9 protein-coding genes are annotated in these 13,289 nt (G+C 67.9%); all 9 read right to left on the reverse strand.

Going from position 1 to position 13,289, the window contains the following annotated elements:
- Positions 1-78: 78 nt before the first annotated feature.
- From OEX18_05315 to OEX18_05355, 9 genes are read right to left on the reverse strand one after another with little or no spacing between them, the layout of a single operon-like run.
- Entirely contained in the window at positions 79-888 is an 810-nt protein-coding gene (locus tag OEX18_05315) for a class I SAM-dependent methyltransferase (protein MDH4336680.1), read from the reverse strand.
- Complete coding sequence (locus tag OEX18_05320; GenBank protein MDH4336681.1) at positions 885-2,393, reverse strand: hypothetical protein; 1,509 nt, start codon at positions 2,391-2,393, stop codon at positions 885-887. The genes OEX18_05315 and OEX18_05320 overlap by 4 nt, the downstream gene beginning before the upstream one ends.
- On the reverse strand, positions 2,390-3,667 hold the full coding sequence (locus tag OEX18_05325) for a glycosyltransferase (GenBank protein MDH4336682.1): 1,278 nt from the start codon (positions 3,665-3,667) through the stop codon (positions 2,390-2,392). The genes OEX18_05320 and OEX18_05325 overlap by 4 nt, the downstream gene beginning before the upstream one ends.
- Positions 3,664-5,178, reverse strand: coding sequence for a lipopolysaccharide biosynthesis protein (locus OEX18_05330; GenBank protein MDH4336683.1), 1,515 nt, complete (start codon positions 5,176-5,178; stop codon positions 3,664-3,666). The genes OEX18_05325 and OEX18_05330 overlap by 4 nt, the downstream gene beginning before the upstream one ends.
- Positions 5,175-6,137, reverse strand: coding sequence for a GNAT family N-acetyltransferase (locus OEX18_05335; protein MDH4336684.1), 963 nt, complete (start codon positions 6,135-6,137; stop codon positions 5,175-5,177). Before OEX18_05335 ends, OEX18_05330 begins: the two co-directional genes overlap by 4 nt.
- A gap of 6 nt (positions 6,138-6,143) precedes the next feature.
- Positions 6,144-7,355 carry a DegT/DnrJ/EryC1/StrS family aminotransferase gene (locus OEX18_05340; protein MDH4336685.1) on the reverse strand — a complete coding sequence of 404 codons (1,212 nt, stop codon included), beginning with the start codon at positions 7,353-7,355 and terminating at the stop codon, positions 6,144-6,146.
- Between the two features lie 4 nt (positions 7,356-7,359).
- A complete protein-coding gene (locus OEX18_05345; protein MDH4336686.1) occupies positions 7,360-8,805 on the reverse strand; it encodes a polysaccharide biosynthesis protein in 1,446 nt (481 codons plus the stop codon).
- Between the two features lie 8 nt (positions 8,806-8,813).
- Positions 8,814-11,174: a T9SS type A sorting domain-containing protein gene (locus OEX18_05350; GenBank protein MDH4336687.1), complete on the reverse strand. Its 2,361-nt coding sequence runs from the start codon at positions 11,172-11,174 to the stop codon at positions 8,814-8,816.
- Positions 11,171-13,288, reverse strand: coding sequence for a glycosyltransferase (locus tag OEX18_05355; protein MDH4336688.1), 2,118 nt, complete (start codon positions 13,286-13,288; stop codon positions 11,171-11,173). The genes OEX18_05350 and OEX18_05355 overlap by 4 nt, the downstream gene beginning before the upstream one ends.
- Position 13,289 lies beyond the last annotated feature (1 nt).

Raw genomic sequence — 13,289 nt, forward strand, 5'->3', positions numbered from 1 at the left:
CCCTGGGGACGGGGAGAAGCGGGCGGAGTTGTACTCCCCCACGCTTCCAGTTCTCTCTATAAATGAGGCCCGGGGGACCTAGCGGGGGCGGCGGGCCACCACACAGACGGTGGCGGCCACGCCGCGCAGCAGCGGGGTTCGTTCGAGACCGCGCTCCAGCGCGGACCACGCGCCGAAGAGCGAGTCCGGCGTGTTCTTGAGGGTGAAGAGGAAGTAGGCCGTTCCCGTCACCTCGAATCCCGCGCTGTGCAACAGTGCCGCGATGTCGCGCGCGGGAAGCGGGTTGTGATAGCGGTAGGGGTGGTACTCGTCGCGCGCGCTGCCCGCGTCGGGCAGGCACATGGATGGCAGGCGTCCGCGTATCCAGCCGTGGCGCACGGCCACGCGCTTGAACCGCTCCACCGCACTGGCGTGGTTGGGTGTGGAGAGAACCATCGTCCCGCCCGGGCGCAGCACGCGCAGGCATTCCGCCAGGGCGTGCGGACGATCCTCCTCGAAAATGTGTTCGAAGGTCTCGACCATGGTGATGCGATCGAAGCGCCCATCCGGAAACGGCAGCGCCGACGCGTCGGCACCGGCAACGTCGAACGCCACCCCGTTGTGCGCCGCGATTCTCGCCCCCACCGGGAACTGGTCGGGCACCAGGTCCACACCGACGGCGCGCAGACCCAGTCGGTTGAGCGCCATGACATTGAACCCCCAGGCGGATCCAACGTCGAGCACGCGCTCTCCCGCAGACGCACCCAGACGCCCGTCCACCTCCGCGAAGCGGCGCAGCATCATGTGCCGGCGCGCGCGTGGACCCAGGTACCAGTGGCGCAGGAGATCCGGCATCTCATCCGGAGCGAGTTCCGGCGGTACTGCAATGTCCGGGAGCGTGAAGCTCACGGTCCCTCCCCCACCGCCGGCATTACCCGGTACAGCGTGTAATGAAACTCACCCGGTTTGCGGATGCCGAGGTTGCGCACCACCGTCGCGTACACCGGTGTGAACGTGTGTCCGTTCACGATCCGATTGGTGAAGCGATCCGGTTGGTGGTCGCGATCCACCAGGTAGTCCACGCGCGGGTACCCGGGAACGCCGAAGTACAGGCCGCGCTCGATAATCTCCTCGTAATCATAGGACTCGCGCAGTTGGGCCGTCTTCGGCTCCACCAGCCCGCCCAGGTCGAGCACGCGCCGCTCGGAGTAATAGGCGAGGTAACCAATGTCCGCCGCGGCGACCACCACGTCCGGCATGGAGTTGTCATGCAGGTAACGCGCCAGCCCCACCATGTTCGACTGCAGGTCCTCGCTGAAGGCAATCGAAGGCGGCAGCACCACCCGCGTGTAGAACGCCGCGTTGCCGGCCACCGCCAGCAGTGCCGCCGACCCCATCGCGAGTGCGGCACGGCGCGGCGCCAGCCGTTCGGCCAGGCTGCCCGCGGCGCGCCAGCCGACCACGCAGATGGCGGGCGCAATGAGCAGCAGATAGCGCGACAGGATCTGAATGTCCGCCACCACGTACGCCAGTGGCAGGGCGATCACCCACAGCATCGTGAAGCGCAACTCGCGCGACAGTGCCACCGCCGCGCGGCGCGACACCACCAGATCGACCAGCAACGCCAGCAGCGCAACCGCCTGCGTGCTCGCAATGACCTTCACGACCGGCGAGAAATTCCGGATGAACGTCACCGGATCGCGCACCATTCCGCCGCTCTTGGCGCCGGCGGTGTTGGGCAGGAAGCTTCCGATGTGCCACTTCGCGAACAGCAACCACGGCAGCAGCAGGGCCGCGGCCACGGCGGCGGCCACCAGCAGCGTACGCAGGCGCGGGCGCGGGCGCAGCGTGAGCGCCGCCAGCACGAAGACCGGAAACGCCAGGTACATCTCCGGACGGATGAGCGCGCCCACCGCCGCCGCGGCGGCGAAACGCGCCGCCCGCGTGGGACCCGAGTAGGCGTCGAAGGACATGAGCACCATGAGCGCCGCCGCCCACGCCGCGGCCGACGACTCCATCCCCAGCGCCGACCAGCGCACGAACCACGCGTCGGCCGCGAACGCCAGCGTCCCGCACAGCGCCGCCAGGCGCGACGCCCCCAGCACCAGCAGGGCGCGGTGTACCACCAGCAGCGTCGCCAGCGCCGCCAGCCAGGAGAAGAAGCGGCTCGCGCCGACCAGCCCGTCCGGCCCCGCTGCCACCTTGCCCGCCACGGCCAGCGCCATCACCCACAGCGGACTGGTGGTTCCAAACGAAACCTCCCCCGGATTAAAGGCGTATTCGCCCCGGGTCATGATGTTGCGCGCGTACTGGATATGAATGAATCCGTCGTCGGTGAAGCCATGGCGCAGCGGCAGCATCATTGCCACCAGCAGCAATACCGGCAGCAGCGCATCTTTCCATCGCGTGCTCATGCGTTTCCCCCGGTGACACGGTCGAGCAGTCCGGCCAGCGCCGTGGCCTGGCGGGAACGATCCAGTTCGGGACGCGGCGAGAGATCATAGTGCGTGTCCAGGGAACCGGCGCGGTACAGGTCGAACATGCGCTCCATGGCGCGCGCAATTGCCGCCACATCGTCCGGGTCGGCCGTTTCTCCCCGCCGCAGCGATTCCACCAATGAACGCGCCTCACCCGCCGGCGCCAGCGCCAGCATGGGACGACATACACCCACGTACTCGTACAGTTTGCCCGGCACCAGGCCGTTGTACCGCGGATCGGTGTGCTTGATCAAGAGCAGGACGTGCGCCGTGCGCTCCCGTCGCAGTGCCTCCGGGTGCGGCAGGGTATCCACGAAGCGTACGCAGTCCGCCAGACCGAGCCGTTGCAGCGCGAGTTCGTTTTCATCCTCGCGGGCGCCCGCGAACTCCACGTCCACCGCACCGCGCGCGTCCGGGCGCCGGTCGAGGAACACGCGCAGCGCCTCCAGAAACGGCCCGGCGCTGCGGCGCTGGGTCAACATGCCCGCGTGTACGATGCGCATGGGCCCGGACGGCGGCGGCAGCAGCATTTCCAGCGCGGCCATCTCCGCGCCGTCGTAGCCGTTGGGAATGCGGGTTATCCCGGCCGGCGGGCACGCCCGCCGCAACAACGTTTCGCTCCAGGCCGTCGTCACCACCGTGTGCGCGCGCCTGCACACCGAGCGCTCCAGGCGGGCGTGCAATGCCGCGTGCGCGCGGCTGGGCACGTCCATCAGGTGCAGGTTCATCCATGGATCGCGGAAGTCGGCCACCCACGGCAACCCGCTCCGTCGCGCCACCGCCCCGCCCACCAGGTGCGCGGTCTCCGGCGGCGAGGTCGAGTAGATCGCGTCCACCGTCCCGCCCCGCACCTCGCGCATCGCCGCACGCAACGCAAAGGGATACCAGCCGATGTAGCTGTCCGGAACCATTAGCGCGGAGGCGCTGCGCCGCAGCAGGCCGAAGCGCCTTGAAGACCGGCGCTGAGCGCCGGCGCCCCCGCGCCGCAACACCGCCTGCCCGCTCCAGGTGCGCGTTCGAATCACGCGCGTCGAGGACGGGACGCGTTCCAGCAGGCTCTCGTCACGGATCCAGAACGCATCGCCCCGCTGTGCGATCACGGTGACACGCCAGCCGTTGGCGGGAAGGTAGCGCACGAACGACAGGGGCCGGTACACGCCCCCCCCGCCCATGGGCGGAAAGAAGGGCACGATCATCAGCAGGTGTTTCACGCGATCCACCCCGCCAGGGCGGACATGCGCCCACCCGACACCACCTGGCGCAGCCGCGCGCGCTCGTCGGGTGCGAGTACGCCGATCCAGCGCGAAAGCCGCAGGTAGATCCACACCGCCGGCGGCGCCAGCAGCAGCACCACCAGCAGCGGTGCCTGCAGCGCAAACGCCACCACCGCGGGCAGGAATGCCGCCGCGGCGCAGGCGAGCGAACGCAACAGCGTGGCCAGCGCCACACCCGTGCGCGGGCGGATGACCGCCAGGCGGAAGGCGAGCAGCGCCTGCACCCCGCACGCGAGCAGCAACGCCACGCCCGTCCCCTCCACGCCCAGCCGGGGGGTGAGCGTCAGCATGCCCGCCAGATACACCAGCGCCCACGCCAGATCGCAGAAGAACGCCGCGCGGATTCCGTCCAGCGCCTTCATGACCGCGGTAAGCGATGCCGTCATGGCGGTAATCGGTGTCGACGCGGCGAGCAGCCACAGCGTGGTACGTGCGCCCGCGAACTCCCGGCTCGATGCCAGTTCGATGAGCGGCGTGGCGTAGACCATGATCCCCGCCGTGGCCAGCACCGCCAGCAGGATGTTGGTCTTCAGGAAGGTTCGGACCGACAACTCCAGCGCCTCGGGCCGTCCCTCGGCCTGCATGCGCGTCGCCTCGGGCTGGAACGCGAGCACGGGGATGGCGATGAAACGGTTGGCGAGGCGCGCGATGCGCGACGCCACGTGGAACAGGGAGAGCGCTTCCAGCGCGAGCACGTTGGAGAGGACCCAGCGGTCGGCATCGGTGAACGCGATCGCCACCAGGCTCAGGCCCACCGCACCACCCCAGTAGTGCAGGTACTCGTCGCGCGCCGCCGGCGCTGCCTGCGTCGACGCGCTCCCCGCGTCGTGCCGAAGCCCACGCAGGTACCACGGAAGCGCCACCAGAACCGTCGCCAGCGATGTGACCCCGGTGATCTCGAACAGTCGGGTGAGCGTCAGCGCGTCCGCGACCGCGGCCATCCACGCCACCTGCGCGGCCAGCGAAAGCGTTTCCACCACCGTCTGCGACCCGAAGCGCCGCAGTCCGTTGAATCCCCCGTAGAGCACCAGCTTGAGCGCCACCGCCAGGGTGGTGACGGCGAACCACGCCAGCAACGGCCCGCCCACCTCACCGGCCGGCGCCTGGCGAAAGAGCGTTCCGGAAAACGCCCACACACCCGCCAGCAACGCGGCGCTCAGCACGACGGTGGCCGTGAACGACGTTGCGCTCAGGCGCAACGCACGTGCACCGGCACGATGCGCGGCGTGCTCGGGCAGGAAGCGGACCAGCAGCTGGGGGAATCCGTTCGCCGCCAGCATGGAAACCAGCAGCGACAGACCGCGCAGCGATGCAAACAGACCAAACAGGGCCAGCGGCAGGTTGGCGGCGAGTATCTTCATCTGCGCCAGCGTGAGCCCGGTGGCAACCACGGTGGATACCGCCAGCCAGACAGTGTTGCCGAAGAAACGCGAGCGCGTCTGCGTCATCCCGACATCCGCATCCCGCGCAGTGCGCCGATGAGCCGTCCGACGAAACGCCGGTGGCGAACAATCCGATAACGATACTCGACGCCCCCCAGCGATTTCTTGTAGTCGATGAGCGAGCGCTTCCCCAGGCTGGCCCCCAGGTTGTAGTCGGCGTAGCCCTCCTGGCACGCATCGCGGATGCAGCGTGCGTACAGCAGCGTGCCCGCGTTGAGTTCATCGCCGCGCGCCGACGCCATGCCATACCACGCGATCACCGACTTGCGGTGATACAGATTGAGGTGACCCCCGATGATGCCGCCCTCGTGTGTCGCCACAAAGAGCGCCGTGCGCTTGCCGCCCCCACGCCGCACCAGTTCCAGAAACAGCTGCTCCGGGTGTCCCCCACCCGTCTTCCACGCGTCGAGCCGCTGGCGGTAGACGTCGACGAACCGCCGCACGTCCTCCTCACCCTGGGCGCGCCGCACCTCCACCCCGTTCTCCTCCGCGCGCCGCACGCGGCGGCGGCGGGGCTTGTCGAAGCGCTCGTTCCACACCACGTCGAACCCTCCGCGCAGATCGACTATGTGGGTGACGGCCGTTTCCGCCTTTGCACCGCTATCCGGTGCGCCGCTGTGGAAGTCCACCAACCCGGCCTCGATCGTTCCCGGCCGGGACAACTGATCGCGGTAGGCGGCCAGCAGGGCGCGATCGACGTCGCCCCCGTCGCTCACCGGGCCGCCGTAGGTGCCGAAAGGCAGCGACCAGCAGGTGCGAAGCGGCCCGCGGCGCGAAACGAAGAAGGGGAGGTAGCCACGCACGGCGCCCGCATCCGTGGCCAGCAGGCAGCGCAGGGACATGCGCGGGTAGGCCGCGGCCAGCGATTCCAGCCAGACGCGCGTGTGGTAGAACGTTGCCCGCGGCGCTGCATCGGCGAGCGCGTCGAGTTCCGCTGGCAGAGAGTCGAGCACCGCGATGTTCATGGACGATCAGCCGGCCCGGAAGTGGTCTGCGATGCGCGTCACCGCTTCGGCGACGTCGCGAACATCGCCGGCCGTCATGTCGGGAAAGATGGGCAGGGAAACGCAGCGCGAGTAATAGTCGTCGCTCACCGGGAAACGCGCATCGCGCGGCAGGTAGGGACGAAAGAAGGGGTGACGATGGATGGGGATGAAATGAACCGAACTGCCCACGTTCTCTGCGCGCAGTGCAGCGATGAACTCGTCACGCCCGATGCGCAGCACCCCGGGACGCAGCTGAATGACGTACAGATGCCAGGTGTGCCAGTTGCCCGGCCGCTCAAGCGGCAGTTCCACGGCATCGCAATCGCCCATGGCCGCCGACAGGGCGGCGGCGATTTCGCGCCGCTTCTCGAGCAGTCCGTCGATACGGGCCAGCTGCGCCAGCCCGAGCGCCGCGTGCACGTCACTCAGATTGCACTTGTACCCCGGCATCTCCACTTCGTAGTACCACGAGCCACGATCCGCATACCGGCTCCAGCTGTCGCGCGACATGCCATGGTAGCCCAGCAGCCGCAGACGCCGCGCGAGATCGTCGTCGTTGGTGGTGATGGCGCCACCCTCGGCGGTGGTGAGGTTCTTGGTGGCATAGAAGCTGAATGTCGTGGCCCGTCCCTCGCTCCCCAGCCGCCGTCCGGCCACGCGCGCGCCGAACGAATGCGCCGCGTCCTCCACCACGTCGACGCCGCGCTCCGCGGCCAGCGCCACGATCTCCTCGATGCGGCACGCCTGCCCCGCGAAGTGCACCGGCAGCAGCGCGCGCGTCTTTGCGCCCATGCGCGCCCGTATCTCGTCCGGATCCACGCAGAGCGTTTCCCGCTCGATGTCGGCCAGCACCGGCGTGGCGCCGGTGTGGATGATGGCATGAACGGTGGATGCGAATGTGACCGGCGATGTCACCACTTCGTGTCCCGGTCCCACGCCGAGCGCCTTGAGTGCGAGAAACATCGCCTCGCTGCACGAACTCACCGCGATGGCGTTTCCCACCCCGCAGTAATCGCGGATGCGGTTCTCGAACTCCACCGCACGGGGTCCCGATGTGAGCCAGCCGGAGCGCAGCGCGTCCGAAACGGCGGCAATGTCCGCCTCGTCGACCGCCGCCCGGTAGAACGGAAGCGGCGTCTCGCGTACCGGTGTCCCCCCCGCCACCGCGGGCAGCCGTGCGCGCGCAGGTCCCTTCACGGCGTCACGCGCCCTTCCCGCCGCGTCCCGGCCGCGGGTCGAAGAGGTGCGCGTCGGGGATGACCCGGTCGAGTTCCTCGCGGATGCCCGCGTCGTCCTCTTCCCCGGCCAGGCGGCTGAGGCGCGCCAGCGACTCCAGCACGTCGACACCCTGCGGCGGTGCCGGCCGCGCGCGCAGTATGTGCGCGTGCGTGGAGGCCTCCGCGGTCTCGCCGTCGGCGACCAGTGCCTCGTGCAGTTTTTCCCCTGGGCGAAGCCCGGTCCACTGGATGCGGATGTCCACGCCGGGACGATAGCCGTGCAGCGCGATCAGGTCGCGCGCCAGCTCCGAGATTCTGATCGGTTCGCCCATCTTCAGGATGAATATTTCGCCGCCGTCTCCCATGAGCGACGCCTGGACCACGAGCACGCACGCCTCGCGGATGGACATGAAGTAGCGCGTCGCCGCCTCGTGGCTCACCGTGACCGGTCCACCGGTCCGGATCTGGTGCACGAACAACGGCACCACGCTGCCGCGGCTGGCGAGGACGTTGCCGAAACGTACCGAGATGAGGCGCGGTCCCCCCTCTCCGTTGCGCGCGGCCATGAGGTATTCGGCGAAGCGCTTGGACGCGCCCATGACGCCGCACGGCTCCACCGCCTTGTCCGTGGAGAGCATGACCACACGCGAGGTGCCGGCCGCGGTCGCGGCGTCGATGACGTTCTGGGTACCGACCACGTTGTTCTTGATGGCCTCGGCCGGAAACGCCTCCATGTAGTGCACGTGCTTGTGCGCGGCGGCGTGGTAGACGATATCGGGCCGGTGTGCCTCCATCACGCGGCGCAGCGCGCGCGTGTCGCGCACGTCAACGATGGCGGGAACGACCTCCCGTTCCGGGTGGCGCTCGCGCAATTCGTGCTCGATCTCGTAGATCTGGTTTTCGCCCCGGCCCAGCAGCACGAGGCGCGCCACGTCGAAACGCGCCACCTGCCGGCAGATCTCGCCACCGATGGACCCACCCGCCCCCGTGACCAGCACGGTGCGCCCACCCAGGAACGAACCAATCTCACCCTCGTCAAACTCCACCGTCTCCCGCCCCAGCAGGTCCTCGGGCCGCACGTCACGGATCTGCTCCAGGCGCACGGGCCCCTTGACGATCTCGAGCAGACCGGGTGCGATGCGGTAGGGAACGGCGGCGTCGCGGCACAGCGAGACCATGCGCCGAACGAAGTCGCGCCCCGCGGAGGGCACCGCGATCAGGACCTCGTCGGCCGAGAGCGCGCGTACCGCGCCGGGCAGATCGGCGGTGGCACCCACCACCGGCACGCCCTCCACCACGCTGTCGCGCAGGGATGACGCGTCGTCCAGGAAGCCCACCAGCGCAAACTGGTCCGGGGCGCGGTTGGCAATCTCGCGGGCGAGCATGCGCCCCGCCTCACCGGCACCGACAATCAGGAGTTTCTTGGTCATGTCAGAAATCAGCGTAACAGCGAAATCGACTTCGTCACCGACACGCCATTGCCGCTTATGCGCACCAGGTAGTTGCCGCTCCCGGCGTCCGCTCCGGTGCGCGTGGTGAGATCCCACACCGCCTGACCGGACGCATCGGCGGTTTGCGAGTGCACCAGTTCGCCCTCCAGGTTGTAGACTTCGATAGTCACCGGGCCATCGATGTTTTGAATCTTGAGCGCATCGGCTCCCCGCGAGGCGTAGACCGGGTTCGGATACAGGTACACGCGCGACAGGTCCGACGAGGCTGTGCTGGACTCCACCAGATCCACCACCGACAGTCCTCCGTACGTCCCCACGTAGAGCCGGTCGTTGGCGAGGTCCATCCTCAGCACCTGGCAGCTGGCGTGGGCCAGCGGTGAAATGATGTCGAGCGGGTAGCGCAGGCCGGAGAGCGCGATGAACCCCGCCGCGGTGGTATACGCGTCGATGTCGCCTTCGTCGTCGAAGGCGATGCGATTGAGCCCGAAATCGGTGGCCACCCAGAGATTCTGATCGGCGTCGAGCGCCACGTCGCGCACCTGGTCGTTGAGGATGCCAGGGCTGGTGCCGGTGTAGACCGGGATGCGGCGCGTGCTGCCCGACTCGTAACGGAACAGGCCCGCCGAGGTTGCAATCCACAACACGCGGTCGCTGCGCAGCGCGAGCGCGTTCACCTCCGCCTCCGCCGGCAGCCCGTTGCCGCGCGAAACCGGCGTGGCCCAGACGTCGTTGGACGCGTTGCTCAGGTTGGGCCAGTCGTAGCCGCCGTGGCTCCACACCTGCACCCCTACCTCGCGCAGGGCGACGTACGCAAAACTGGAACCGAATTCGACGTCGGTGACGTTGCCCGAGAGCATGCGCGCGTCCTTGCCCGGATTCATCTGGAACCACGCGCTGCGGTCCTCCCTGAGGATCTGGATGCCCCACCACCCGCTGGACGAATAGAACTCGTCGGACAGGAACCAGCGGTTGCCGGCCGGGTCTTCCACCGCGAGTTGCAGATTGAGCGAGCCGAGCCCGTCGCCGCCACCGGAGAGGATGTCGTTGCGCTCCCAGACGTCGTTGCCGTAGTTGGCGTCGCGACCGTCGTCCAGCGTGTCCAGCGGCCTGGGATTGGTGGGGTTGGAGAGCGTGCAGAACCACTTGAGACCGCTGCGATCGGCGAGCAGGGTGACGTTGGAGAACTGGTTGCTGGGCAGCTGGATGCCGGGACGGGAGGAGTTGTAGTTCATCCAGGTCCCCGCCGGTGTCAGCTTGCCCACGTAAAAATTACGGAACGAGGCCCACATCGATCCGTCGATGTCCTGCGAGAGCCGGATCACGTCGTTGGCTCCCGGCGTGTTTGGAAACACATTCTCCATGCTTGTACCGTCAAAACGAATCATGCCTGGACCACGGCGGTCCTGCAGCACGATGCCACCCGCGTACACGTCGCCGTTCGACTCCACGCTCAAGCCCCGCATCAGGTTGGCGCCGTTGCCGCCGGTGAACCCGTAGCGCACCAGCACCGAGTCGGCTCGAAATATCGTCCAGCTCGCGCCGGTGCCGGTGTAGCGGAACAGGTTGCGCGTGCTGCCGCCCCACATGGTGGTCCCGTCCCAGAACAGGGACTGCATGGCGCGCGTGTCGGGTCCGATGTCGGTCCACGAACTGTCCGACGGATCCAGCCGCCAGACGCCGTCGCTGGTGCCCACCCAGATGCGCGAACCGTCCGTGCCCAGCACCGCCGCCTCGGACGGTCCCCCGCTGGGCTGGCGCAGCAGGCCCAGGCGGTCGAGCACCGCGATCCCGCCGTCGGTGGCCATCAATACGACGTCACCGTCCGGCAGCACGTCGTTGACGTCGTCGGCGGGCAGTCCGTCGCGCGCGAAGTAGCGCGCGGAGGCAAAGTCGTTGCGAATCGTTCCCGCGCCCGGCGTGGCGCCGTACACCACATCGGCATCCCACAGCGCCACCGAGTGGATGGAATTGCTGGACAGCCCGTCGATCTGCTCATTGAGCGAGCGCAACAGGGTGAGTCCGTTGGCCGAAAGGCGCACCTTGGCGACGCCGATGTCCTCGGTGCCGATATACAGCAGTCCGTCCGGGGTGAAGGCGAGACAGGTGAGGGCATTGGAGGGCAGGCCGTCGGTGTTGTCAAACTGCTGGAACGTCCCGCGCGCGGGGTCATACACCAGCAGCCCACCGTAGGTCGCCATGTAGAGACGGCCGTCACGCGAGACCACCTCGTTGATCGCGCTGGCATCGATGTGATTGCGCCACGAGAACTGCGCGGCACCCGCGCTGGGGATCAGTGACACCACAACGCCCACCACCAGGGCCGGACACGTCGCGCGTGAAAGAGTCATGGTTCCATCCGTCCGCCATTGGCGGTGATATCCAGCAGGCGGCGGCGGCCCCGGATCATGCGCGCGAGCGTCGCCACCAGTATCTTCGCGTCGTTCATCAGCGACCAGTCCTGCACGTAGGCGGCGTCGCGCACGAACAGATCCTCGCGCCCGATCACGGCCGCCCCCTCGCGCCAATGCCCCGTCACGCCGGGCCGCACTTCGAAGCGCACCCGGCCCACGCGCCCCACGTACCGTGCTTCGCCGGGGGGCAATGGGTACGGTCCCACAATACTCATCTTGCCGATGACGACCAGCCAGAACAGGGGAAAATTGACGAAGTCGGACGGCCCATCCGTCCGGCCGCTCCCCGCAATGGGGAGGGCGAGGGGCTCCCCGCGGGCTCCCAGGCGCTCCAGCACCGTGAACGGCTTGCGCGCCCGCGAAAAAGCGTACAGGGAGTATAGCACATGGAACGGCGCCGAGACCACGGCGAAGACCGTCCCGGTCACCAGGTCGAGCGCGCGTTTGGCGAAGCGGTCCAGCAGGTAACGCGTGTCGCGCGGAAAGAAGATGATGGGCCTCCCCTGCAACTCCGACACCCGGGCCTGGTGGAACACCAGTGTCGCGTAGCCGGTGAGCATGGTGACGTCGATGACGCGGCGGCGGCCCATGGCCACCACTTCGGCCAGCTGCGCGTCCGACACCGATCCCGGCAACACAACCACCTGCTGCAACCGGTAGCGTTCCACGATCTTCTCGAGGTCCTCCAGCGGTCCCAGCGTGCCGGTCAGGATGCTATCACTCTGCCCCGCCGTGTCGACGATTCCCACCACGTCGAAGCCGAGTTCGTCGTCCTGCATGAGCTTCAACTCGATGTCACGCGCCTCCGCCTTGGGCCCTACCACGCACACCCGCTTCAGGTCCACCTTGAGCACCAGCAGGCGGCGGTGCAGCCGGCGCACACCGTAGCGCAGCAGCCAGTCGAACAGAATCGCAAATGGCACCATGAACGCAACCACCATGCGCGAATAGGTGCGGATCTGTGACAGGTAGGTGCTGGTCATGAGCAGGACGGACGCGAACACGATGGCACGGCCGATGAGAAAGAGCTCGTCCACCGGTCGCGTCTCGCGACGGATGCGATACAACCCCAGCGCGAGGAAGGTGAACACGAACAGCAGATTCTCGAAGACGACGAACCGCTCGTAGGCCTGCACCGGGAACATGGGGTTGGTGAACAGCGTCCCCAGCGCCACGCGCAGGTAGTACGCGGCCAGGAAGGCAGCGTTGAACGCGACCACGTCGAGCAGCAGAAACAAGACCACCTTGCCCACTTCGCGATAGCGCTTCAGGAAGTAGAAGAGTGCGTTCCACTTCTCGTAGTAGCGGAAGAGGCTCACCAGATGCGCCACGAAGGAGCGGTTCAGCACCGCCTGCGCGCTCTCGCGCTGGTAGCCGTGTTCCACCACCGCGTCGGCAACGTAGTAGACGCGGAGTCCCTTCTGCGCCATGCGGTAGCACCAGTCCACGTCCTCGAAGTACAGAAAGAAGCGCTCGTCCATCATACCCACACTGTCCACCGCCTCCCGCCGCACCAGCATGGCCGCGCCGATGAGCCAGTCCACCTGCCGCGTGGAGGCATGGTCGAAGTCCAGCATGAGGTGCTCGCGCACCGCGCTCTCGTCGCGGAAGATCTTCCCCAGCGGGGTACGCCGCATCAGCAGCACGCGGAAGGTATAGAAGCGCCGGCAGGAGAGCTGCACGGTACCGTCGTGGAACACGAGCTTCGGGCCCACGATGCCCGCGTCCGGCGTGCGCTCCATGAAGTCCACCAGCTTCTGCACCGACCCACGCCGCACCACCGTGTCGGGATTGAGGATGAACAGGTAGCGACCGCGCGCGCGCCGGATGCCGATGTTCACGCCCTTGGAATACCCCAGGTTCTCGCGCCCCGCGTGCAGCGTGGCCCACGGATAGCGTTCACGCACCACATCCGGCGTGCCGTCCGCGCTGGCGTTGTCCACCACCACCACCTCCAGCATCCCGGCCGCGGCCTCGGCGGCCAGCGAATCGAGACAGGCACCGATGACGCCGGCGCTGTTGTAGGTGACGATGATGACCGAGGTTTGCACC

Source organism: Candidatus Krumholzibacteriia bacterium, assembly GCA_029865265.1.
Taxonomy (GTDB): domain Bacteria; phylum Krumholzibacteriota; class Krumholzibacteriia; order WVZY01; family JAKEHA01; genus JAKEHA01.

Coding starts and splice junctions, on each gene's coding strand:
- OEX18_05320 (MDH4336681.1), bottom strand. CDS start 2,393: ATGAGCACGCGATGGAAAGATGCGCTGCTGCCGGTATTGCTGCTGGTG.
- OEX18_05330 (MDH4336683.1), bottom strand. CDS start 5,178: ATGACGCAGACGCGCTCGCGTTTCTTCGGCAACACTGTCTGGCTGGCG.
- OEX18_05335 (MDH4336684.1), bottom strand. CDS start 6,137: ATGAACATCGCGGTGCTCGACTCTCTGCCAGCGGAACTCGACGCGCTC.
- OEX18_05345 (MDH4336686.1), bottom strand. CDS start 8,805: ATGACCAAGAAACTCCTGATTGTCGGTGCCGGTGAGGCGGGGCGCATG.
- OEX18_05350 (MDH4336687.1), bottom strand. CDS start 11,174: ATGACTCTTTCACGCGCGACGTGTCCGGCCCTGGTGGTGGGCGTTGTG.